At 73.5% G+C, this 22631-nt stretch carries 17 protein-coding genes and 2 pseudogenes; 10 read left to right on the top strand and 9 right to left on the bottom strand.

Translation table 11 applies throughout. The features are described from left to right. Positions 1-213: 213 nt before the first annotated feature. The 3 genes and pseudogenes from F3L20_RS08295 to F3L20_RS08285 form a co-directional block, all read left to right on the top strand. Complete coding sequence (locus F3L20_RS08295; RefSeq protein WP_150153462.1) at positions 214-984, top strand: DeoR/GlpR family DNA-binding transcription regulator; 771 nt, start codon at positions 214-216, stop codon at positions 982-984. Between the two features lie 151 nt (positions 985-1135). Continuing rightward, a complete protein-coding gene (locus F3L20_RS08290) occupies positions 1136-2506 on the top strand; it encodes an ABC transporter substrate-binding protein (RefSeq protein WP_150153460.1) in 1371 nt (456 codons plus the stop codon). Next, positions 2503-3288 (top strand): annotated as a pseudogene (locus F3L20_RS08285) (carbohydrate ABC transporter permease); the annotation flags it as partial. The gene F3L20_RS08290 and the pseudogene F3L20_RS08285, both read left to right, overlap by 4 nt. Here the strand turns inward: F3L20_RS08285 and F3L20_RS08280 are convergent. Both F3L20_RS08280 and F3L20_RS08275 read right to left on the bottom strand, forming a co-directional pair. After that, positions 3286-4035 (bottom strand): annotated as a pseudogene (locus F3L20_RS08280) (inositol monophosphatase family protein); the annotation flags it as partial. The pseudogenes F3L20_RS08285 and F3L20_RS08280 sit on opposite strands and share 3 nt — an antisense overlap. A gap of 8 nt (positions 4036-4043) precedes the next feature. Then, the gene (locus F3L20_RS08275; RefSeq protein WP_150153458.1) at positions 4044-5171 is read right to left on the bottom strand and encodes a ferrochelatase; all 1128 of its coding nucleotides are present in this window, start codon (positions 5169-5171) and stop codon (positions 4044-4046) included. A 147-nt stretch (positions 5172-5318) separates the two neighbouring features. Between F3L20_RS08275 and F3L20_RS08270 the strand changes: the two genes are divergently transcribed. The 3 genes from F3L20_RS08270 (at position 5319) to sepH (ending at position 9297) form a co-directional block, all read left to right on the top strand. Next, a complete protein-coding gene (locus F3L20_RS08270) occupies positions 5319-6557 on the top strand; it encodes an MFS transporter (RefSeq protein WP_145828588.1) in 1239 nt (412 codons plus the stop codon). Next, complete coding sequence (locus F3L20_RS08265) at positions 6517-7836, top strand: D-arabinono-1,4-lactone oxidase (protein WP_150153456.1); 1320 nt, start codon at positions 6517-6519, stop codon at positions 7834-7836. Before F3L20_RS08270 ends, F3L20_RS08265 begins: the two co-directional genes overlap by 41 nt. Positions 7837-8247: 411 nt before the next feature. After that, complete coding sequence (sepH, locus tag F3L20_RS08260; protein ID WP_150153454.1) at positions 8248-9297, top strand: septation protein SepH; 1050 nt, start codon at positions 8248-8250, stop codon at positions 9295-9297. 182 nt (positions 9298-9479) lie between these two features. Here the strand turns inward: sepH and F3L20_RS08255 are convergent, their stop codons facing one another. Further along, positions 9480-10331 (bottom strand): sulfurtransferase, encoded by an 852-nt coding sequence (locus F3L20_RS08255; protein ID WP_150153452.1) that lies wholly within the window; start codon positions 10329-10331, stop codon positions 9480-9482. Between the two features lie 206 nt (positions 10332-10537). Between F3L20_RS08255 and F3L20_RS08250 the strand changes: the two genes are divergently transcribed. Continuing rightward, positions 10538-11341: a VOC family protein gene (locus F3L20_RS08250; protein ID WP_150153450.1), complete on the top strand. Its 804-nt coding sequence runs from the start codon at positions 10538-10540 to the stop codon at positions 11339-11341. 95 nt (positions 11342-11436) lie between these two features. Here F3L20_RS08250 and F3L20_RS08245 read toward each other — a convergent pair whose 3' ends face one another. After that, positions 11437-12861, bottom strand: coding sequence for an MFS transporter (locus F3L20_RS08245; protein ID WP_206338873.1), 1425 nt, complete (start codon positions 12859-12861; stop codon positions 11437-11439). 55 nt (positions 12862-12916) lie between these two features. Here F3L20_RS08245 and F3L20_RS08240 point away from each other — a divergent pair, with 55 nt between their 5' ends. Next, positions 12917-13669, top strand: coding sequence for a TetR/AcrR family transcriptional regulator (locus tag F3L20_RS08240; RefSeq protein ID WP_150153448.1), 753 nt, complete (start codon positions 12917-12919; stop codon positions 13667-13669). Between the two features lie 55 nt (positions 13670-13724). Further along, positions 13725-15854, top strand: a complete 2130-nt coding sequence (locus F3L20_RS08235) for an SDR family NAD(P)-dependent oxidoreductase (protein WP_150153446.1) — start codon at positions 13725-13727, stop codon at positions 15852-15854. Positions 15855-15884: 30 nt separating this feature from the next. Here the strand turns inward: F3L20_RS08235 and F3L20_RS08230 are convergent, their stop codons facing one another. Continuing rightward, positions 15885-16286: a winged helix-turn-helix transcriptional regulator gene (locus tag F3L20_RS08230; RefSeq protein WP_150153444.1), complete on the bottom strand. Its 402-nt coding sequence runs from the start codon at positions 16284-16286 to the stop codon at positions 15885-15887. 149 nt (positions 16287-16435) lie between these two features. Between F3L20_RS08230 and F3L20_RS08225 the strand changes: the two genes are divergently transcribed. Then, positions 16436-17164, top strand: a complete 729-nt coding sequence (locus F3L20_RS08225) for an alpha/beta fold hydrolase (RefSeq protein WP_150153442.1) — start codon at positions 16436-16438, stop codon at positions 17162-17164. Between the two features lie 19 nt (positions 17165-17183). Here the strand turns inward: F3L20_RS08225 and F3L20_RS08220 are convergent, their stop codons facing one another. Genes F3L20_RS08220 through F3L20_RS08205 form a run of 4 tightly spaced genes read right to left on the bottom strand, consistent with a single transcriptional unit; the run spans position 17184 to position 22613 of the window. Continuing rightward, positions 17184-17834 carry a thymidine kinase gene (locus F3L20_RS08220; protein WP_150153440.1) on the bottom strand — a complete coding sequence of 217 codons (651 nt, stop codon included), beginning with the start codon at positions 17832-17834 and terminating at the stop codon, positions 17184-17186. Positions 17835-17880: 46 nt separating this feature from the next. Further along, positions 17881-19110, bottom strand: coding sequence for an alkaline phosphatase family protein (locus tag F3L20_RS08215; RefSeq protein WP_150153438.1), 1230 nt, complete (start codon positions 19108-19110; stop codon positions 17881-17883). Continuing rightward, positions 19110-19694, bottom strand: a complete 585-nt coding sequence (locus F3L20_RS08210) for a DUF5998 family protein (protein WP_145828578.1) — start codon at positions 19692-19694, stop codon at positions 19110-19112. Before F3L20_RS08210 ends, F3L20_RS08215 begins: the two co-directional genes overlap by 1 nt. 51 nt (positions 19695-19745) lie before the next feature. Continuing rightward, on the bottom strand, positions 19746-22613 hold the full coding sequence (locus F3L20_RS08205; protein WP_150153436.1) for a bifunctional GNAT family N-acetyltransferase/acetate--CoA ligase family protein: 2868 nt from the start codon (positions 22611-22613) through the stop codon (positions 19746-19748). Positions 22614-22631 lie beyond the last annotated feature (18 nt).

Raw genomic sequence — 22631 nt, 5'->3', positions numbered from 1 at the left:
GCGGACCGGCAACCGGGCACCCGCCCCGCCCGCTCTCACCCCCACCCAGGTCCGAGCCGGACACCCACCCACCCGACCGGGCACAACCGGGCAGCAACGGACACGCAACAGACCTGGTCAGCACCCCGCGCCCGCTGTACAACTTCCTGCAAGGACCCACACCGGGCCCGAACGGGCAGCGGACCGGCGAGATCAGGAAGCAGGGGTACGGCCATGGGCACCAGGACGGCCGAGGAGCGCCAACGGGAGATCGTGCGGGTGGCACGCGCCACCGGCTCGGTCGACGTGACCGCGCTCGCCGCCGACCTGGGCGTGGCCAAGGAGACCGTGCGCCGGGACCTGCGCGCCCTGGAGGACCACGGACTGGTGCGCCGTACCCACGGCGGCGCCTACCCCGTGGAGAGCGCCGGCTTCGAGACGACGCTCGCCTTCCGCGCCACCAGTCACGTCCCCGAGAAGCGCAGGGTCGCGGCCGCCGCGGCCGAACTGCTCGGGGACGCCGAGACGGTCTTCGTCGACGAGGGTTTCACCCCGCAGCTCATCGCCGAGGCCCTGCCCGCCGACCGGCCGCTCACCGTGGTCACCGCCTCCCTGCCGGTCGCGGGCGCACTCGCGGAGAACGGCAACGCCTCCGTCCTGCTGCTCGGCGGACGCGTCCGCTCCGGCACGCTCGCCACCGTCGACCACTGGACGACGAAGATGCTCTCCGGCTTCGTCATCGACCTGGCGTTCATCGGCGCCAACGGGATCTCCCGCGAACACGGCCTGACCACGCCCGACCCGGCGGTGGGCGAGGTCAAGGCGCAGGCGGTGCGGGCCGCCCGCCGGGTGGTGTTCGCGGGCGTCCACACCAAGTTCGGGGCGGTCAGCTTCTGCCGGTTCGCCGAGGTCGGCGCGCTGGAGGCGATCGTGACGAGCACCCTGCTCCCGGCGTCCGAGGCCCACCGCTACTCCCTGCTGGGACCCCAGGTCGTCCGGGTGTAGGCAACACAGCTCAGCTCGGTTCGACCCTCCTCAGCCCCGCTCAGCACCGCACAGCCCCCTCCGCACCGAACCGCACACCGTTACCTCCCCCCCCGGGGCCGATCCACGCCAGGTGACGCCCGTTGTCTCCCTATACGTCCAGGAGCGATCCATGCGAACCCAGAGCCGACGGAGGCCGCGAGCCACACTCGCCGCGGCCGCCGCAGGGACGCTGATCGCCCCGCTGCTCTCCGGCTGCTGGGTCGGAGCGGGCGGGGCCGGATCCGGCGGTGACGCCATCAACGTCCTGATGGTGAACAACACGCAGATGGTCGAGCTGCAGAAGCTGACCGCCGCCCACTTCACCAAGGAGACCGGCATCAAGGTGAACTTCACCGTGCTGCCGGAGAACGACGTCCGCGACAAGATCAGCCAGGACTTCGCCAACCAGGCCGGCCAGTACGACGTCGCCACCCTCTCCAACTACGAGATCCCCATCTACGCCCGCAACGGCTGGCTGCACGAGATGGACTCGTACGTGAAGAAGGATCCCGGCTACGACGAGCAGGACGTCCTCAAGCCGATGCGGCAGTCCCTCACCGGCGACGACGGCAAGCTCTACGGCCAGCCCTTCTACGGCGAGTCGTCGTTCCTGATGTACCGCAAGGACGTCTTCGCGGCGAAGGGCCTGACGATGCCCGCCAAACCCACCTGGCAGCAGGTCGCCGACCTCGCCGCCCGGCTGGACGGCGCCGAGCCCGGCATGAAGGGCATCTGCCTGCGCGGCCTGCCCGGCTGGGGCGAGGTGATGGCGCCGCTGACCACCGTGGTGAACACCTTCGGCGGCACCTGGTTCGACAAGGACTGGAAGGCGCGGCTCGACTCCCCCGAGTGGAAGCAGGCGGTCAACTTCTACGTCGGCCTGGTCCGCGAGCACGGCGAGTCCGGCGCGCCCCAGGCCGGTTTCGCCGAGTGCCTGAACAACATGACCCAGGGCAAGGTCGCCATGTGGTACGACGCCACGTCCGCGGCCGGCTCCCTCGAGGCCTCGGGCTCCCCCGTCAAGGGCAAGATCGGCTACGCGCCGGCGCCCGTGGAGAAGACCGAGTCCTCCGGCTGGCTCTACACCTGGGCCTGGGGCATCCAGGACGCCTCCCGCAACCCGGACAACGCCTGGAAGTTCGTCTCCTGGGCGTCCAGCAAGGAGTACGAGGAGCTGGTCGGCGAGGAGATCGGCTGGTCCAACGTCCCCGCCGGCAAGCGCGCCTCCACCTACGCCCACCCCGACTACCGCGCGGAGGCCGCCGCCTTCCAGGAGACGACCAGGCAGGCCATCGAAGGGGCCAGGCCCGACGACCCCGGTGTGCAGCCCCGGCCCGCACCCGGCATCCAGTTCGTCGGCATCCCCGAGTTCACGGATCTCGGCACCAAGGTCTCCCAGGAGATCAGCGCGGCCATCGCCGGACGCCAGTCCGTCGACGCGGCCCTGAGGAAGTCCCAGCAGCTCGCAGAAGAGATCGCCGAGGAGTACGAGGGACGATGACCGCCACGACCACGGCCCCTCCGGCCGCACCGCAGACATCCGCAGCACCCCGCCGGTCCTCCGCCCGGCTGCGCGCCTGGGCCACCCGCGCCCCGCTGCTGCCCGCCCTGATCTTCATGATCGTGGTCACCCAGCTGCCGTTCGTGGCGACCCTGGTGATCTCCTTCCTCGACTGGAACTCCCTCTACCCGGACGCCCGTCACTTCGCCGGCTTCGCCAACTACCAGGAGGTGCTGACCGATCCGGCGCTGCGCAAGTCGGTCTGGACGACCGTCCTGCTCACCGTGGGGGTGGTGCTGGCCAGCCTGGTGCTCGGACTGCTCCTCGCGCTGCTCCTGGACCGGAGGTTCCGCGGCCGGGGCATCGTGCGCACCCTGCTCATCGCGCCGTTCCTGGTGGTGCCGGTCGCCGCCGCCCTGCTGTGGAAGCACGTCCTCTACAACCCCGAGTACGGCCTGCTCAACGGCCTGCTGCACTACGTCGGCGGCCCCCAGCCCGACTGGATCTCCGGCACCCCGCTGCTCGCCGTGCAGGCGGCACTGGTGTGGCAGTGGACGCCGTTCATGATGCTCATCCTGCTCGCCGGACTGCAGAGCAGGGACCAGCAGCAGATCGAGGCGGCCCGCGTCGACGGCGCGAGCGACTGGCAGATCTTCGTGCACATCACCCTGCCGCACCTGCGCCGCTACCTCGAACTGGGCGCGCTGCTCGGCTCGATCTACATCGTGCAGAACTTCGACGCGGTCTTCACCCTCACGTCCGGCGGTCTGGGCACCGCCAACCGCGAGGTCGCCGGACGGCGGGCTGCCGGGGTGGCGGCCGCCGGTGCGGGCGCCCGCCTCCCGCGCTATCAGGTCGCCCGCGGCGAGGTCCCACGGGTGCAGCCCGCGCTCGAAGTAGCCGTCCAGCCGGCCCGCGGCCACGTCGCACAGGTCGATCGCCGCCGAGCCGCCGCGCCGGATGTCCCGCACGAGCGGGATCAGCCGGCGCGCCACCTCGGCCTGGTGGTCGCGGACCTCCGCGACGTAGTTGAAGCCGGTGGAGACCAGCGCCTGGTCCAGCGGCGGCGACGGCCGGCAGGCCAGGCGCCGCTCGCCCTCCCAGGCCCCCGTGCCCCAGGCCCCGCCCCCCAGCACCGCGTGGTACGCCTCGCCGCGCATGGGGGCGAACACCGCGCCGGCCACGGTGACCCCGTCCTGCTCGGCCGCGATCGAGACGGCCCAGGTCGGCAGCCCGTACAGGTAGTTCACCGTGCCGTCGAGGGGGTCGACGACCCAGCGGACGCCGCTGCTGCCGGCCGTGGAGGCACCCTCCTCGCCGAGGATGCCGTCCTCCGGGCGGCGCTCGGCGATCAGCCCGGTGATCAGCTTCTCCGCGGCGATGTCCATCTCGGTGACGACGTCGACCGCGCTGGACTTGGTGGCGGCGACCGCGAGGTCGGCCGGACGGCCGTCGCGCAGCAGCTCACCCGCGCGCCGGGCGGCCTCCCGGGCCAGCTCCAGCAGTTCCGCGTGCAGGGGGTCGGTCACGGGGCTCCTCAGGCGTAGGGGCTGTCGGCACCCGCGGCGGCGGGGCGCGGGGCGCGGGCCGGGCAGCAGCCCACCGGGCACAGGTCGTGGCTGGCGCCCAGCGCGCCCAGGGCGCACGGGGTGATCTGCCGCCCGCTCTCGGTGGCGGCGCGCTCCAGGATCAGCTCACGGACGGCCGCGGCGAACCGGGGGTCGTCGCCGACGGTCGCGGAGCGCCGCACCGGCAGGCCCAGTTCCGCCGCCTTGGCCGTGGCCTCGGTGTCGAGGTCGTAGAGGACCTCCATGTGGTCGGAGACGAAACCGATGGGCGCCATCACCACGGCCGGGACCCCGGCGGCGTGCCGCTCTTCGAGGTGGTCGCAGATGTCGGGCTCCAGCCACGGGATGTGCGGGGCGCCGGAGCGGGACTGGTAGACGAGCTGCCAGGGGTGGTCCACGCCGGTGCGCTCACGGACGGCGTCGGCGATCAGCCGGGCCACGTCCAGGTGCTGGGCGACGTACGCCCCGCCGTCGCCGTGTGCCTCGACCGGGCCCGAGGTGTCCGCGGCCGCGTTGGGGATGGAGTGGGTGCAGAAGGCGATGTGCGCGCCGTCCCGGACGTTCTCGGGGAGATCGGCGAGCGACCGGATCACCCCGTCGACCATGGGCTCGACGAAGCCGGGGTGGTTGAAGTAGTGGCGCAGCTTGTCGATCTTCGGCAGTTCCAGTCCCTCCTTCTCCAGCGTGGCCAGCGCGTCGGCGAGGTTCTCGCGGTACTGGCGGCAGCCGGAGTAGGAGGCGTAGGCGCTGGTGGCGAGGACCAGGATGCGGCGCCGGCCGTCGCGCACCATGTCGCGCAGGGTGTCGGTGAGGTACGGGGCCCAGTTGCGGTTGCCCCAGTGGACCGGCAGGTCCAGGCCGTGCTCGGCGAAGTCCTTGCGCAGTGCGTCGAGCAGGGCGCGGTTCTGGTCGTTGATGGGGCTGACCCCGCCGAACAGGAAGTAGTGCTGTCCGACTTCCTTGAGGCGTTCCTTGGGGATGCCCCGCCCGCGTGTCACGTTCTCCAGGAACGGGACCACGTCGTCCGGGCCTTCCGGGCCGCCGAAGGAGAGCAGGAGCAGGGCGTCGTAGGGACTGGCATCGAGCACGTCAGACATGTCTCGATCCTCCCACCCGGCACCGGCGGCCGGGACGGGGCCCGGGGGGTGTCGCCGGAGGTGCCGCAGATCACCGGAGCAAGCGGGTGACGCCGCCAGTAAGCTGTATCGACTGCGGTAGCACCTTACTGATCTTCCGGAGACCCCGTGCCCAGCCCCTATCGCGCCCTGTTCGCCGCCCCCGGCAGCCGGGCCTTCTCCGCCGCGGGGTTCCTCGGCCGGATGCCTTTGTCGATGATGGGCATCGGCGTGGTCACGATGATCTCCCAGGTGACCGGCCGGTACGGCCTGGCCGGTGCCCTCTCGGCCACCATCGCGCTCTCCGCCGCGCTGGCGGGCCCGCAGGTGTCGCGCCTGGTGGACCGGTACGGCCAGCGCCGAGTGCTGCGCCCGGCCACGCTCCTCTCGCTGTCCGCGGCGGCGGTGCTGCTGTTCGCCGCGCACTACGGCTGGCCGGAGTGGGTGCTTTTCGTCGCGTGCGTCGGGATCGGCTGCGTACCCAGTCTGGGCGCCATGGTCCGGGCGCGCTGGGCCGCCCTCTACCGGGGCACGCCCCAGCTGCACACCGCGTACTCGTTCGAGTCGGTGGTGGACGAGGTCTGCTTCATCGTCGGCCCGATCGTCTCCATCGGCCTGTCCACGGCCTGGTTCCCGGAGGCCGGCCCGCTGCTGGCGGCCTGCTTCCTCGCGGTGGGCGTCTTCTGGCTGACCGCCCAGCGCGCCACCGAGCCCGAGCCGCACCCCCGCGAGCAGCAGGGCGGCGGCTCGGCGCTGCGGTCGCGGGGTCTTCAGGTGCTGGTCGCGACCTTCGCGGCGACGGGCACGATCTTCGGCGCGGTCGACGTGGTCACGGTGGCCTTCGCCGAGGAGGAGGGGCAGAAGGCCGCGGCCAGCGTGGTGCTCGCCGCGTACGCCCTCGGTTCCTGCGTGGCCGGGCTGGTGTTCGGGCTGCTGCACTTCGCGGGAGCACCGGAACGTCGGTGGTTGCTGGGTGTTTGCGCCATGGCCGTGAGTATGATCCCACTCCTACTGGTCGGGAACTTGCCGTTTCTGGCCGTGGCGCTGTTCGTTGCGGGTCTGTCCATCGCTCCCACGATGATCACGACCATGTCCCTCATCGAAGAGCACGTACCACGCGCGCAGCTCACCGAGGGCATGACCTGGGTGAGCACCGGGCTCGCGGTCGGGGTCGCCCTCGGTTCCTCCGTGGGCGGCTGGGTGATCGACGCGGCCGGGGCGCGCGCCGGGTACGGGGTTCCGGCGGTGGCCGGGGCCGTCGCGGTCGCGGTCGGTTTCCTCGGGTACCGCCGGCTCGAGCGGCCGGCACCGGGTCGGGGAGGCTTCGTTGGGCAGCACGACGAGCACGAGGAACCGCACGTGGCGTAACTGGGGAGGCACCGTCTCCGTCCGGCCCGCCCGGGAGGTCACGCCTGCCTCCGTCGACGAGCTGGCCGCCGCCGTGCGCCGGGCCGCCGAGGACGGGATGCCGGTGAAGGCGGTCGGCACCGGCCACTCCTTCACCTCCATAGCCGCCACCGACGGCCTGATGATCCGCCCTGAGCTGCTGACGGGGATCCGGAGCATCGACCGCGAGGCGGGCACCGTCACGGTCGAGGCGGGCACCCCGCTGAAGCGGCTCAACGTGGCCCTCGCGCGGGAGGGCCTGTCGCTGACCAACATGGGCGACATCATGGAGCAGACGGTCTCCGGCGCCACCAGTACCGGCACCCACGGCACCGGTCGCGACTCCGCCTCCCTCGCCGCCCAGATCAAGGGTCTGGAACTGGTCACCGCCGACGGCTCGGTGCTCACCTGCTCCGGGCAGGAGAACCCGGACGTCTTCGCCGCCGCCCGGATCGGCCTCGGCGCCCTCGGCGTCGTCACCGCGGTCACCTTCGCCGTGGAGCCGCTCTTCCTGCTCACCGCGCGCGAGGAGCCCATGACGTTCGACCGTGTGTGCGCCGAGTTCGACGCGCTGCACGCCGAGAACGAGCACTTCGAGTTCTACTGGTTCCCGCACACCGGCAACACCAACACCAAGCGCAACAACCGCAGTGCGGGCCCCGAGCGCCCCGTGCCGCCGCTGCGGGGCTGGTTCGAGGACGAGTTCCTCTCCAACGGCGTCTTCCAGGTGGCCAACTGGGTCGGCCGCGCCGCGCCGTTGAGCATTCCGGCCGTCGCGCAGATCTCCAGCCGGGCGCTGTCCGCGCGGACGTACACCGACATCCCCTACAAGGTGTTCACCTCCCCGCGCCGGGTGCGCTTCGTGGAGATGGAGTACGCCGTCCCGCGCGAGGCGCTCGTGGAGACGCTGCGGGAACTGAGGACGATGGTCGACCGGTCCCGGCTGCGGATCAGCTTCCCCGTCGAGGTACGCACCGCGCCGGCCGACGACATCGTCCTGTCCACGGCGTCCGGCCGGGAGAGCGCCTACATCGCGGTCCACATGTACAAGGGCACGCCGTACCAGCGGTACTTCACCGCCGCCGAGCGGATCTTCACCGCCCACGAGGGGCGACCCCATTGGGGGAAGATCCACACACGGGACGCGGAGTACCTCTCACGGGTGTATCCGCGTTTCGAGGAGTTCGTCGCGCTTCGGCAACGGCTGGATCCGGAACGGCGGTTCGGCAACGACTACCTGCGGAGGGTCCTGGGGGCGTAGACATCCCTCCGTTTCCGGTGATTGCGTGAAGTTCCCCACAAGTCCGCCATGTTCAGGGCCGGATGAGTGGGGCAACCACGGCCAAGTCCCACCCCTTGCGCAAAGTCGGACGGCGTGCCAATCCACGCACGTGGCCCAAATGGAGTACTGTGGCGAACCCTGGGTCCGGACTCCCGTCAGGGTGCCCGGGTCCTCGGAGGACCGCCGGGAGGGGGCTAGTTGCACAGGGTGACGTATTTGGTCACTTAGCGTTGCGAATAGGTAACCGTGCCATAACGGCGATCCAGGGCCCGCGCCCGACACGCCGGGCAACTCGGCAAGGTAGTGGCAGGCTGCACCCGGGCAGGCCACACTCGACTAGCGGAAGCAGCGACGCACGTGACGTCGGCAGGCACCACCCGGGAGGTCCCCATGCCCGAACTGCGTGTCGTGGCCGTCTCGAATGACGGCACACGGCTGGTGCTGAAGGCTGCGGACAGCACGGAGTACACGCTTCCGATCGACGAACGGCTCCGCGCCGCCGTGCGCGGCGACCGTCCCCGCCTCGGCCAGATCGAGATCGAGGTGGAGAGCCATCTCCGCCCCCGCGACATCCAGGCCCGCATAAGGGCCGGTGCGACCGCGGAAGAGGTCGCCCAGATGGCCGGCATCCCCGTCGACCGCGTCCGCCGCTTCGAAGGCCCTGTCCTCGCCGAGCGCGCCTTCATGGCCGAGCGCGCCCGCAAGACGCCGGTCCGCCGCCCCGGGGAGAACTCCGGTCCCCCGCTGGGCGAGGCCGTGCAGGAGCGGCTGCTGCTGCGCGGCGCGGAGAAGGACACCGTCCAGTGGGATTCCTGGCGCCGCGACGACGGCACTTGGGAAGTGCTGCTGGTCTACCGGGTCGCGGGCGAGCCGCACTCGGCGAGCTGGACGTACGACCCGCCGCGCAGGCTGGTCCAGGCCGTCGACGAGGAGGCGCGCTCGCTGATCGGCGAGTCCGACGACCTCGCCGCGCCCGAGCCCAGCTTCCCTTTCGTGCCGCGCATCGCCCGGCTGCCGCGCGACCGCCCGCTGGACCGCCCCGGCGACCGCGAGCGGCCGAGCCTGCCCGCGCAGGCGTCCGAACCGGCCGAGGAGTCCACCGCGGCCACGGCCTCGGGCGAACGCGACTCCCTGACCAGCCTCCTGGAGGCGGTGCCGAGCTTCCGCGGCGACCTGGTGGTGCCGGAGCGCACCCCCGAACCGGCCGTCGAGGAACCGGAGTCCGAGCCCGAGGCGGAGGAGCCGCCGGCGCCCGCCGCCTCCGCGGGTTCCGCGTACGCGGACGTGCTGATGCCCCGTTCGGTGGGCAGCCACCGGGACCGTCTCATCGGCTCGACCGACCGTCAGGCCGAGGCGGACGGCGTCCGTCCGGGCCGTCGCGCGGCGGTGCCGAGCTGGGACGAGATCGTGTTCGGGACGCGGCGCAAGAAGCAGGAGTAGGCCGGCCCGCCGGCCCATAGCCCTGAAGGGCGCCCCCTGGCGTACGTCTCCGGGGACAGCCCGCCGCCTTGTCGGCCCTGACGGGCCTCGTCCTCAAACGCCGGACGGGCTGGAATCAGCCCCTCCGGCGTTTCAGGAGCGGGGTCCGGGGCGGAGCCCCGGCGTGGGAAGGGAGGGTGCGGCTACCGCGGGTCCGGCCCCACCGCGACCGGCCGGTCCGAATCCGAGGACCACTCCGACCAGGAGCCGACGTACAGCGCGGCCGGGATGCCCGCGACGGCCAGCGCCAGCACCTCGTGCGCGGCCGACACGCCCGAGCCGCAGTACACGCCGACCGGTGCGCCCGGTGTCACGCCCAGCTCACCGAAGCGGGCGCGCAGCTCGTCGGCGGGCCGGAACCGGCCGTCGGCGCCCACGTTGTCGGAGGTCGGCGCGGACAGGGCGCCCGGGATGTGGCCGCCGACCGGGTCGATGGGCTCCACCTCGCCCCGGTACCGCTCCCCCGCACGGGCGTCCAGCAGCACCCCCGTACGCGCGAGGTCCGCCGCACCGTCCGCGTCGAGCACCCCGGTGTCCCCCGGCTCCGGCACGAAGTCGCCCTCGGCCGGCTCCGGCACCGCCGTCTCCAACGGCCCCTGCCAGGCGGACAGTCCACCGTCCAGGACCCGCACGTCCGGGTGACCCGTCCAGCGCAGCAGCCACCAGGCGCGGGCGGCCGCCCAGCCGATGCCGCCGTCGTACACCACCACGGGCGTCCCCGCGGACACCCCGGCGCGGCGCATCGCGGCACCGAACACCGCGAGGTCCGGCAGCGGATGGCGCCCCCGCGAGCCCGGAGCGGACGCCAACTCCCGGTCCAGGTCGACGAAGACGGCGCCGGGCAGATGCCCCGCCGCGTAGGCGGCCCGCCCGTCGAACGGTGGTTCGCCGTTCGCGGCCGCCGTGCTGAGCTGCCAGCGGACGTCGAGCAGGACCGGCGGGCGGTCCGTCTGCAGCGCGGCCGCGAGTTCGGATGCGGAGATGATGGCGTTCATGGTCCCCATCCTCGCGCACGGGGTGGCCGACTCGTCCCGCTCCGACTACTCTGCTCGGCCGGGCACATCCGGTCACCGGGCGTACGGGATCGGGCACATACGGTGTCGGCTGCGGTGCGGGAACGATCCGCCGGGCGGACACGAGACGGCCCCGCAGGGGCTAGCGGACACGGCCGACATACGGGCGGCCGAGAAGAGAGTGACCAATGACCGACGCACGGGGGAACGCCCGCCCGAACGGCGACGGGTCCGGTCGGCACACGCCCGGCACGCCCTGCTGGGTGAGCCTGATGGCGCGCGGACTGGCCACGACCGAAAAGTTCTACGGAGCGCTGTTCGGATGGGAGTTCCGGCCCGGCCCGCAGCCGCTCGGTCCCTACGTGCGTGCCGTGCTCGACGGGCACGCGGTGGCCGGAATCGGGGTGCTGCCGCCCGACCGCCGGCTGCCCGTCGCCTGGACGCCCTACTTCGCTTCGGACGACGTGGACCGGACGGCCGAGGTGGTGCGTTCGTGCGGCGGCACGGTCGGCGTGGGGCCGCTGGACGCCGCCGACGCCGGGCGGATGGCGCTGGCCTCGGACCCGTGCGGCGCGGTCTTCGGCATCTGGCAGGCGGGCCCGGGAGCCGGCCGGGGCGTGACGGGCCGGCCCGGCACACCGGCGTGGAACGAGCTGACGACCTACGAGACGCCCCATGTGGCCAAGTTCTACGAGACCGTGTTCGGCTACGACGAGGATCCGGTCGTCTCGGCCGACCTCGACTACGTGACGCTGCGCCTGGACGGCCGCCCGGTGACCGGCGTCCACGGCGTGGGCAACGCGCTGCCCCGCGACCGGGGGCCGCACTGGACGACGTACTTCACGGTGGAGGACACCGACGACGCGGTCGACCAGGTCCTCCACCTGGGCGGCCACGTGCTCACCGGGCCCCGGGACACCGAGCACGGCCGCGTCGCCACGGTGGCCGACCCGGAGGGAGCCCGGTTCGCGCTGGTACGGGTTCCGCGCTGACGCGTCGGCCGCACCTGGCACGGGGTCCGCGCTGACGCGTCGGCCGCACCGGCACGGGGCCCGCGCTGACGCGTCGGCCCGTGCGGCGGGCAGGGTCACCGGGATCGAGGCCCGGTGAGTTCCGCGTCGAGGCGGTAGCGGAACTGGACCGCGAGGGCGGCCGCCATGAGGAGGGCGGGCAGGAGCGTGAAGCCGAGCAGGATGGCCGTGTGCGCGCCGTCCGACTGGGTGACCTCCTCACCGGCCCGCGCGGCCGCGTACCCGCCGAGGGCCAGGGCCGCAGAGTACAGGTAGGGGCCGGCCGCGGCGCCCGTCGCCTCCGTCGCCGTCCACACCCCCGTGTAGGCGCCGGTGCGTTCGGTCTCTGCGCCGCCGCCCGCGCGGACGGTGTCCGGGACCATCGAGAACGGGAAGAGCTGCAGGCCCGCGAAGCACACGCCCAGCACGAGGGTGCACAGGACCGGCACCACGAGCCCGGCCGCCTTCCCCGCCGCGAGGCCGAGCGCCCCGACGGCGAAGAACCCCTGGCACAACAGCAGACAGCGCTGCTTGCCCCAGCTCCGCGAGAGGCGGAACCACACGGGCGTGGTGAGCAGCGCGGGGGCGACGAACGCGGCCATGAGGACGGTGGTGAAGCCGGGGCGGTCCAGTACGTGCCGGGCGTAGTACGGCAGACCGGCGAGGACCAGGTGGGTCGTGGTGGAGACCAGGAGGTAGCAGGAGACCAGCACGCGGAAGGGACGGTTGCGGCGCAGTACGTCCCGTACCTGGGCCAGGGCCGGGCCGTGCGCGGCCCGTTCCGGGGCCGGCCGGCCGGGGTCCGGGGCGGGCAGGAGGTCGCGGACGCCGCCGACGCCGACGAACTGGAAGACCACCGTGAACGCGCCGAGGACCACGGCCATGGCCACGTAGCGGCCGACCGTGTCGCCCTCCCCCGCCAGCAGCGGGGCCAGCGCGCCGCCGACGAGGATGCCGACGGTGAGGACCACCATCCGGAAGGACAGCACCCGGGTCCGGCCGTGGTAGCCGACCGTCATGTCGGTGGGGGTGGCGAGATAGGGCACCTGGTACGCGGCGAACAGGGCGTTGGCGACGACGAACCAGCCTGCGACCCACAGGGCGGCGGCCCAGGGCCGGTCGGCCACCGGCCCGGGGACGGCGAACAGCGCGACGAAGGCGGGCGCGAGGGCACAGCCCGCCTTCAGGAGACGCAGCCTGGTCCCCCGGCGGGCGCGCTCCCGGTCGGACAGGGAGCCGACGTAGGGGTGCAGGACGATGTCCACGGCCTTGGGGACCAGCAGCGCCAGACCGGCCAGCCAGGGAGCGACCCCGAGGGTGTCGGTCAGGAAGTACAGGAGCAGCAGCCCCGGGACGGTGACGTAGACGCCCATGCCGGCCGAGCCGAGCGCGTAGCGCACGAGCGCGGGGCGGGGCACGTCGGCGCCGTCCCCGGTGTCCGCCACGGCGACGGGGGCGCGCTCGTCGGGGAGAGGGGCTTCGGATCCTGTGGCGGCGTTCATGAATCCCTCAGATGTTGGATTGCGAGGTCTGCGGATCCTAGCCAGACTGTGCCGGATGAGGAAGAGCAGCGAGACACCCCCCGACGAGCGGCCCGCCCGGCGCGGTCCGGGACGGCCCCGGCGCGCGGAGCGGGACGGGCCCTCCACGCGCGAGCGGATCCTGCGGGAGGCGACGGAACTGTTCGCCGCGCGGGGGCCGGAGGGGACCTCGCTGCGTGACATCGCGGCGCGGGTGGGCATCGACGTGTCGAGCCTGCACCACCACTTCCCCGCCAAGGAGGAGCTGTACGACGCCTGTTTCGAGAGGGTGCACGCGGCGGAGCGGGCGGCGCTCGCCCCGCTGGTGGCCGACCTGGACCGGGCCGCGGCGGCCGGCGGCGAGCCCCTCGGCGCGGCGCTGCGCGCGCTCGCGGAGGGCTTCGTGGACTTCCTGGAGGAGCATCCGCACACCACGTTCCTGTGGCTGCGCCGCTGGCTCGACCCGACGCGCGGCGCGGGCCTGGACCGGGCCTACGCGCTGCCGCTGTACGGCGACGTGGAGCGGGCGCTGCTGGAGGCCGCCCAGGCGGGGACCGTGCGCGAGACCACGCCGCACGTCACGGTGCGCAGCCTGGTGTGGGCGGCGCACGGCCACGTCACCGCGCTGGCCGCCGCCTCCCCCGCCGAACGGGAGCGGGAGCGCTACGAGTTCCGGCTCTGGGTGCGCCGCTTCCTCGACGCCCTGTACGGGACGGACGAGGGCGCGGGCGGGCCGGGGTCTGGTGCCGGCGACGGAAGTGACGTAATAATCCATCGCACGTTGGAATAACTCCACGGGCAGCCGTATGCGACGGCTGCACGAATCGGGGAAGGGCGCGGACACGATGGGCGCAGGGCGGGGCACGGCGGGACCGGGACGGGTGGCCGTCGTCGGCGGCGGCATTGCGGGCATCGCGGCCGTGAAGGCGCTGCTCCAGGCGGGCGTCGAGGTGTTCGGAGTGGAGCGCGCCGACGAGTTGGGCGGACTGTGGCGCCTGGCCCCGGACACCGCCGCGTACGAGGGACTGCGGCTCAACACGTCCAGGCCCCGCACCGAGTTCGCCGACCACCCGATGCCCGTGGAGTGGCCGGACTACCCCTCACGCGGCCAACTGCTGTCGTACGTCCGCGACTACGCCGGACGCTTCGGGGTGACGGAGCACTTCCGCACGGGCACGGAGCTCGTCGCCGCCCGGCGCTCCGAGGACGGCTGGCTCCTCGAACTGACCGGCCCCGACGGCGCGTACGACGAGTCGGTCGCCCATCTCGTGGTCGCCAACGGGCACAACCACACCCCGCGTCTGCCCGAACCGCCGTACCCCGGCGCCTTCGAGGGGACCACCTCGCACGCGCACGCCTACCGCGAGCCGTCCGAGTTCGCGGGCCGCCGGGTGCTGGTCGTCGGCACCGGAAACTCCGCGATGGACATCGCGACGGAGTTGACGGAACAGGCGGACGAGGTGCTGATCTCGGCCCGGCGCGGCGTATGGGTGCTGCCGAAGCGGCTGTTCGGCCGCCCGACCGACCAGTGGAACGGCGCGCTGGCGGCCGTCCTGCCGTGGCGGCTGCGCCAGCGGCTCTCGCAGACGATGCTGCGGCTGGCGCCCCGCGGCACCGGGGGCCCGGCGCTGCCCCCGTCCCCGGACGGTGTGCTCCAGGACCACCCGACGCTGAGCGACACGGTCCCCGCGCTGGTGCGGGCCGGGAAGATCGGCGTACGGGCGGGCATCGAACGCTTCGAGGGGCGCCGGGTGCGCTTCACGGACGGACGGGAGGACGAGGTGGACCACGTGCTGTGGTGCACCGGATACCGGGCGACCGTGCCGTTCCTGGACCCGGCGCTGGTCCCCGACCCGGCCCGGCTGCCGCTGTACCGGCACGTGTTCCCGCTGGACGACGACGCCCTGTCCTTCGTGGGCCTGATGCAGTCGACGGGGTCGGCGCTGCCGGTCGTGGAGGCGCAGAGCCGGCTGCTCGCCGCGCATCTGACCGGACGGCTGCGCAGGCCGCCGCGCGACCGGATGCTGGCGTCGGTCACCGCTGAGCTGCACGCGGCGCGGGAACGCTGGGGCGACAAGCGGCCGCACATGCGGATCGACGTCGACCAGTACCTGCGCCAGGTGGCGCGGGACCTGGGCGGCGGGCGGGAGGTGACCCCGCTCGCGGGACGGCGGGTGCTCGTCACGGGCGCGGCGGGGACCTTCGGCCGGGCGCTGGGGGCGCGCTTCACCGAACTCGGCGCCCGCGTGGTCGGCCTGGACCTGCATGCCGACGCCTCCGCGCCGGTGCCGGTGGTGGGCTGCGACCTGACCGATCCGGAGTCGGTGACCAAGGGCGTCGAGGAGGCCGTGCGGCTGCTCGGCGGGGGCGTGGACGTCCTGGTCAACAACGCGGGCCGGGGCGGTCCCGCCCCCGCGGAGCTGCGGCCGTCGGCGGAGGTGCGTGCCCAGCTGGACCTCAACCTGCTCGCCGCCTGGGACGTGACGGCGGCGGCCCTCCCGCATCTCGAACGGGCGCGCGGCCGGGTGGTGTTCATCGCCTCGCGGATGGCGGTGATGCCACTGCCGCTGGCCGCCGCGTACGGGGTCTCCAAGCGGGCCCTCGCCGCGTACGCGGACACGCTGCGGCTGGAGGTCGGCACGCACGTCGGGGTGACGACCGTCTACCCGAGCATGGTGCGCAGCCCGATCCACGACAGCACGCGGGAGGCGGGGCTCTCCCTGGACGGGGTGTCGCGGCCTGAGCCGCTGGAGGGCGTGGTGGCCGCCGTGGTCTCGGCGGTGACCGCCCGCCGTGCCCCGCGCGACGTGGCGACGACCCGCCGCGGCCGGGCCGAGATGGCGCTGGCCCGGCACGCCCCGGGGCTGACCGACCGGATCGTGCGCCGCACGGTCGCGGCCCGGCTGGCGGCGGGCGCCTTCGCCAAGGCCCCCCTGGCGGAGGGTCTGCGGCGGCGGCACGGGCGTGACGGCTAGGTCCTGGCGGGCACCCCCGCCGGGCCGGCCTTACGAGGGAGTCGGCTGCGCGGACTCGGCGCGGGTGTCGTAGGCCGCCCGGGCGGACTCGATGCCGTCCAGGTTGCGGGTGGACCACTCCAGCAGGGGCGCGGTGGCCTCGCGGAGGGTCGCGCCCATCGGGGTGAGCTCGTAACTGACGTGCGGCGGCATGACGTTGTGGACCGTACGCGTGAGGATGCCGTCGCGCTCCAGGCTGCGCAGGGTGACGGTCAGCATGCGCTGGCTGATGCCGGTGGTGGCGCGCTTGAGCTCGGTGAAGCGGCGCGGCCCCTGGCTGAGGTTGCGGACGACCAGCAGGGACCACTTGTCGCCGACGATGTTCAGCACGTCGGCCGTCCGGCACGGGTCCTGCCGGCGTACCGGCTCTGACGAGCCGTCGGGTGGGGTCATGGTTACCTCCGGGGAACCGGGTCACCGAAATGTGCCTTATTGCCCGTGACCGGGCGGGTGCACCACGATGAACGAGCGGTTCCCGAAGCGTACCGAGGCACGGAAGGGAACCGCCTCCCTCCCCTGCCCCCTGCGCGAAAGGCACCCCTGTGTCGACGTACCTCCTTGTCCACGGCGCCTGGCACGACGGACGGTGCTGGGAGCGGGTGGCCCCGCTGCTGGAAGCGGCCGGCCACCGCGTGTTCCACCCCTCCCTGACCGGCTACGGCGACAGGGCGCACCTGCTCGGTCCCGAGGTGGGCCTGGACACGCACGTCGAGGACGTCGTCCGGCTGATCAAGGACGAGGACCTGACCGACGTGATCCTGGTCGGCCACAGCTACGCGGGACTGGTGATCTCGTCGGCGGCGAACGAGGTCCCGGAGCGGGTCGCGCACCTGGTGTATCTGGACGCGATGGTGCCGGAACACGGTGAGACGGCGCTCGAGGTGCAGCCCGTCACCCGGAACCTGATCGACCTCGCCGCGGCCACGGACACCCCCTGGCGCATCGCGCCGCTTCCGGAACTGCCCCCGCCTTTCGGCCTGTTCGGCGTGACCGACCCGGCGGACGCGTCGTGGCTGCGCGGGATGCTCTCGGACCACCCGGTCCGCTGCCTGCAACAGCCGGCCCGCCTGGACGACCCAGCCCTGCGGCAGGTCGCCCGCACCCACATCCACTGCGTGGGCGCGGCTCCGGAGGGCATCATCCGGCGCCCCGTCCCCGCGACCCAGCCCAACGGGTCCCCGTCCCGGGTACGGGAACTGCCCACCGGGCACGACTGCATGGTCACGATGCCGAAAGAGCTCACCGAGCTGCTGCTGGAGGCGGCGGACTGATCCGGCCCCGTGGGCGTCGTCAGCTCGACGACACCGGCAGCACGTCCGGTGCCAGGGCCGCCGCCCTCGCCGTCGCCGCCGTCATCCGGCGCCGGTGGTGGCGGCGGCAGAGGACCTCGTAGCCGATCTCGTCCGTGGAGCCGGTGACGTCGCCGACGACGACCTGGGCGCCCTCGACGACCATGACGCCACCGACCGTGCGGGCGTTGTGCGTGGCGCGGGCGCCGCACCAGCACAGGGCCTCGACCTGGAGCACCTCGACGCGGTCGGCGAGTTCGACCAGGCGCTGGGAGCCGGGGAACAGCTTGGAGCGGAAGTCGGTGGTGATGCCGAAGGCGTAGACGTCGAGCTCCAGGTCGTCCACCACGCGCGCGAGCTGGTCTATCTGCTCGGGCGCGAGGAACTGCGCCTCGTCGGCGATCACGTAGTCCGCGCGCCGCCCCCGCGAGAGGTGGTCGACGAGGTGGGCGTACAGGTCGGCGCCGTCACCGACCTCCACCGCGTCGGTGACCAGGCCCAGGCGGGAGGACAGCTTGCCCTCGCCGGCCCGGTCGTTCCGCGTGAAGATCATGCCGACCAGGCCGCGTGCCGACCGGTTGTGCTCGATCTGCAGAGCCAGCGTCGACTTCCCGCAGTCCATCGTTCCGCAGAAGAACACCAGCTCGGACATGGGGGGTCGGGCACCTTTCGGCAGGGATCAGTAACAGGGGCGCGCGTCAGGAGCGTACTTCGAGCAGGGGGACCAGCTGCTCGGCAGGGGTCATGGAACCGTGGTTGCCGACCATCGCCGACTCCCTCGGCTCCCGCTCGGAGGCGATGAGCAGGACGTCGTCCCGGGCGGCCGCGACCACGTCGCCGATCCGCTGGTGGACGCGCTCGTCGACCGACGGGCCGAACCAGCCCGCGTCGATCGCCTCCTCGCGCGAGGCCACCCAGAACTGCTCGCCGAGCACCTCACGCCAGCAGGCCAGCACGTCCCCCGCGGCGCCGGGCACCGCGTAGACGTGGCGCGCGCGGCCCTCGCCGCCGAGCAGGGCGACGCCCGCCTTCAGCTCCCAGTCCTCGTCGAAGTCGATCCGGTGCTGCTCGTCGAAGGGCACGTCGATCATGCCGTGGTCGGCGGTGACGTAGAGGGCGCTGCGCGGCGGCAGCTGCTCGGCCAGGCGCTGCACCAGGCGGTCGACGTACATCAGCTGGCCGCGCCAGGTGTCGGAGTCGACGCCGAAGCGGTGGCCTGCCCCGTCGACCTCGGCGTAGTACGTGTAGACCAGCGAGCGGTCGGCGGCGGCCAGCTGCTCCGCCGCGGTGTCCATGCGGTCCTCCCCGGACAGCCGTCCCTGGAAGGTGCCGCCGCTGAGCGCGACCTTGGTCAGCGGGGTGTTGGCGAAGTGCGGGGAGGACACCTGCGCGGCGTGCACGCCCGCGCGGTGCGCCAGTTCGAAGACCGTCGGGTACGGCTGCCAGGCGCCGGGCGGGGTCCAGGGCTGCCAGCGCAGCTGGTTCATCAGCTCGCCGGTGTCCGGGTCGCGCACGGTGTAGCCGGGCAAACCGTGGGCGCCCGGCGGCAGGCCGGTGCCGACGGAGGCCAGGGAGGTCGCGGTGGTCGCCGGGTACCCGGCGGTGATCGGACGTCCGGTGCCGCCGCGGGAGGCGGCCAGCAGAGACGTCATGAACGGCGCTTCCTCCGGGTGGGCCTTGAGCTGCTCCCAGCCGAGGCCGTCGATCAGGAAGACGCAGTTGCGGTCGGCGGGGGTGAGCTCGTCGATCCCGGCGGTCATGCCGGGGACGCCGAGGCCGGCGGCGAGGGTGGGCAGCAGGTCGGCCAGGGAGCCGGTGCCGTACGCCGGTACCGGGGCGGAGTCGACGGGGAGCGGCTCCGGGTGGGTGTCCCAGAGGTGCGCTGCCGGGTGCCCCCGGTCGTGGGCGGCGGGCGGAGGGTGAGCCATCAGTGCAGGTCCGCGGTCGCCTCGGACAGGGCCTGGGCGAAGACCAGGGCCTGGCGCACCGTCTCCGGGCCGTCACCGGCCTCGCTGACGCGCAGGCTCAGGTCGTCGGCCGTGGAGTTGCCCGTGTAGCCGTGGTCGGCCTCGCAGTCGGGGTCGCCGCAGGCGGCCGGCTCCAGGTCGATGCGGGAGACGGCACCCCAGCCGATGGTGAGCACGATCTCGCGCGGCAGCGTGCCCGGCGTGTACGACTCCGGGTTGGCGACGACGCGGCTGACCACGATCGACGAGATCCGGCCGAGCTTCACCGATTCGGTGGAGGTGGTGGCGTAGGGGGTGGAGGAGGTGCTGTCCGCGGCCTGCTCGTCGGTGTGGCTGACGATGAAGCGGTTTCCGGTGAGGACGAGCACGGTCACGTGCCGCCGCACCTCGTTCTGGTCGAACGTCGTCTCCTGGTGGACCAGGTACGACCGGACGGGCTCGCCGCCCACGGCGGCCTCCACCGCCTCGGCCACGAGAGCCGGGTAGTAGCCGCTGCGTTCGATCGCCGCCCGCAGCCCCTGGGTCGTCGTACTGGTCTTGGCCATGTCGCCCATCCTACGGGTGGCCACTGACTGCGAGGCACCGCTCGCCCCCGGTCAGTACGTGGGCAGGGTCCGGGGCCCGTGGTCGTCGCGGGCGGGCGGCGGGGCCAGGCGCACGGAGGCGCCCAGGACGCTCACGCCGTGCGGGGCGACGACGACCGGCTCCAGGGTGACGGCGACGACCTCCGGATGGTCGTGGACCAGCCGCGACACCCGCAGCATCAGCTCCTCCAGCGCGGGGGTGTCGACGGGCGCCGAGCCGCGCCAGCCGAACAGCAGCGGCGCGGTGCGGATCGACCGCACCAGCGAGGTCGCGTCCCGGTCGGTGACCGGGATCAGGCGGTGCGCCATGTCGCCCAGCAGCTGGGAGGCGGCCCCGGCGAGCCCGAACGACAGCACGGCGCCGGCCGCCGGGTCGATGACCGCGCGGACGACGGTGTCGACCCCGCGCGGGGCCATGCGCTGCACCACCGGGCGCAGTTCCTCCGGGCCCCCGAACAGCTCGGTCAGCTCGCCGTACGCCCGGCGCAGCTGTTCCTCGTCGGCCAGGTCCAGGCGGACGCCGCCCAGGTCGGCGCGGTGCCTCAGGTGGGGGGCGGTCGCCTTGAGGGCGACCGGGTAGCCGAGGGTGCGGGCGGCCTCGGCGGCTGCGTCCGGGGTGGACGCGGGCAGGGCGCGGTGCACGTGGATGCCGTAGGCGGCGAGCAGTTGGCAGGTGGCGTCGGTGGTGAGGGTGAGGCCCTGGCCGCGGGAGAGCAGCCCCTCGATGAGGGCGGCGGCGCGGCGTTCGTCGATGTCCTCGTACTCGGGCACCTTGCCGGGGTCGGCGGCCTCGCGCCGCCACTGCCCGTACGCCACGGCCTGCGCGAGCGCCCGTACGGCACGCTCGGCGGCGGGGTAGGCGGGGATGAGATGGGCGCCCTCGGGCGGGGGGACCGGCGCGGACGCTGCGGCCGGGGCGAGGGGTTCGGCGTCCTGCGCCCCAGTGCCGCCGTCCGCCGTCGCGTCCCCGTCGGCCGGGACCGGGCCGGAGACCGTGCCCGGCTGGGGTGCCGTGCTGGTCGCGGCCGACAGGGCCTCCGCGAGGCCGCCCAGCTCCACGTGGACCACGAGGACGGGCTTGGTCGGTGCCGCGGCGGCCGCCGAGCGCAGCGCCTCGGCGAGGGCCGCGTCGCCGACCGGGCCCTCCCCCACGGCCGGGAGGGCGGTGACGACCACGGCGTCGGAGGTGTCGTCGGCCAGCGCGCGGGAGAGCGCGGCGTGGAAGTCCGCCGCGGATGCGGCCGTGGAGAGGTCCTGCGGAGGGTGCGGGCGCAGCCCCTCGGCGAGGCAGGCGTCGTAGGTGAGCAGGCCCAGGGACTCGGAGTTGCCGAGGATCGCCACCCGGGGCCCGGCCGGCAGCGGCTGGCGGGCGAGCAGCAGGCCCGCGTCGACCAGTTCGGTGATGGTGTCGACGCGGATCACCCCGGCCTGCCGCAGCAGCGCCGACACGGTCGCGTGGGGCAGCTGGGTCGCGCGGACGGCGTGCCCGCGCGGTCCCGCCCCGTGGCGTGCGCCCTGGACGACGACCAGCGGCTTCGCCGCGGCGGTGCGGCGGGCGAGGCGGGTGAACTTGCGGGGGTTGCCGATGGACTCCAGGTACATGAGGGTGACGTCGGTGTCGGCGTCCTCGTACCAGTACTGCAGGACGTCGTTGCCGGAGACGTCCGCGCGGTTGCCGGAGGAGACGAACGTGGAGACGCCCGTCACGCCCGTGACGCCGCCGCCGCGCCGGTGCAGGCGCGACAGCAGGGCGACCCCGATGGCGCCGGACTGGGCGAAGAGTCCGATCCGGCCGGGGCGGGGCATGTCGGGGGCGAGCGAGGCGTTCAGCCGGACCTCGGGCGAGGTGTTGATGACGCCGAACGAGTTCGGTCCGATGATCCGCATGCCGTAGCTGCGGGCCTGCCGGACCAGGGCGCGCTGGCGTTCCTTACCCTCGGGGCCGGACTCGGCATAGCCGGCGGACACCACCACGAGCCCCTGGACGTCGTGCTCGCCGCACTCGGCGACCACGTCGGGGACCCGTTCGGCGGGCACCGCGACAACCGCCAGGTCCACGGGCCCGTCGATGTCGCGCACCGAGCGGAAGGCGGGCACGCCGTCGAGTTCCTTCTGTCCGTCCGGCAGCGCCCCGTTCACGGCGTAGAGGCGGCCGGTGAACCCGGCGTCCCGGATGTTGTCGAGGATGCTCCGTCCCACGCCCCCGGGGGTGCGGCCGGTGCCGATGACGGCCACCGCGCCGGGCGCGAGCAGCCGCTGCACCGAGCGCGCCTCCGCGCGCTGTTCGCGCGCGTACTGCACGGCGAGGGAGCGGTCGGTGGGTTCGAGGTCGAACTCCAGGCGCACGACTCCGTCCTCGAAGCTGCGCTTCTGGGTGTACCCGGCGTCGGTGAACACCTTGATCATCTTGGTGTTGGCGGGCAGCACCTCCGCGGCGAACCTGCGGATGCCGCGCTCGCGGGCGACGGCGGCGATGTGCTCCAGCAGGGCGGATGCGACGCCCCGGCCCTGGTGGGCGTCCTGCACCAGGAAGGCGACCTCGGCCTCGTCGGCCTCCGCTCCGCTCGCGGGCCGTCCGCCGGCGCCGATGCGGTCGTAGCGCACCGTGGCGATGAACTCGCCGCCGACGGTCGCCGCGAGCCCCACCCGGTCCACGAAGTCGTGGTGGGTGAAGCGGTGGACGTCCTTGGCGGACAGCCGCGGGTAGGGGGCGAAGAAGCGGTAGTACTTCGACTCGTCCGACACCTGCTCGTAGAAGCTGACCAGCCGCTCGGCGTCGTCGGCCGTGATGGGGCGGATGCGCGCGGTGCCGCCGTCGCGCAGCACCACGTCGGCCTCCCAGTGGGCGGGGTACTCGTGGCGGTCCGACGCGGTCTGCATGGGCCCCAGACTACGGCT

This window comes from Streptomyces tendae (assembly GCF_008632955.1).
In the GTDB taxonomy this organism is placed as follows: Bacteria; Actinomycetota; Actinomycetes; order Streptomycetales; family Streptomycetaceae; genus Streptomyces.
This window is presented reverse-complemented; position numbering and strand designations above follow the sequence as displayed.

Coding starts and splice junctions, on each gene's coding strand:
- F3L20_RS08295 (WP_150153462.1), top strand. CDS start 214: ATGGGCACCAGGACGGCCGAGGAGCGCCAACGGGAGATCGTGCGGGTG.
- F3L20_RS08290 (WP_150153460.1), top strand. CDS start 1,136: ATGCGAACCCAGAGCCGACGGAGGCCGCGAGCCACACTCGCCGCGGCC.
- F3L20_RS08275 (WP_150153458.1), bottom strand. CDS start 5,171: ATGTCTGACGTGCTCGATGCCAGTCCCTACGACGCCCTGCTCCTGCTC.
- sepH (WP_150153454.1), top strand. CDS start 8,248: ATGCCCGAACTGCGTGTCGTGGCCGTCTCGAATGACGGCACACGGCTG.
- F3L20_RS08255 (WP_150153452.1), bottom strand. CDS start 10,331: ATGAACGCCATCATCTCCGCATCCGAACTCGCGGCCGCGCTGCAGACG.
- F3L20_RS08250 (WP_150153450.1), top strand. CDS start 10,538: ATGACCGACGCACGGGGGAACGCCCGCCCGAACGGCGACGGGTCCGGT.
- F3L20_RS08245 (WP_206338873.1), bottom strand. CDS start 12,861: ATGAACGCCGCCACAGGATCCGAAGCCCCTCTCCCCGACGAGCGCGCC.
- F3L20_RS08240 (WP_150153448.1), top strand. CDS start 12,917: ATGAGGAAGAGCAGCGAGACACCCCCCGACGAGCGGCCCGCCCGGCGC.
- F3L20_RS08235 (WP_150153446.1), top strand. CDS start 13,725: ATGGGCGCAGGGCGGGGCACGGCGGGACCGGGACGGGTGGCCGTCGTC.
- F3L20_RS08230 (WP_150153444.1), bottom strand. CDS start 16,286: ATGACCCCACCCGACGGCTCGTCAGAGCCGGTACGCCGGCAGGACCCG.
- F3L20_RS08220 (WP_150153440.1), bottom strand. CDS start 17,834: ATGTCCGAGCTGGTGTTCTTCTGCGGAACGATGGACTGCGGGAAGTCG.
- F3L20_RS08215 (WP_150153438.1), bottom strand. CDS start 19,110: ATGGCTCACCCTCCGCCCGCCGCCCACGACCGGGGGCACCCGGCAGCG.
- F3L20_RS08210 (WP_145828578.1), bottom strand. CDS start 19,694: ATGGCCAAGACCAGTACGACGACCCAGGGGCTGCGGGCGGCGATCGAA.
- F3L20_RS08205 (WP_150153436.1), bottom strand. CDS start 22,613: ATGCAGACCGCGTCGGACCGCCACGAGTACCCCGCCCACTGGGAGGCC.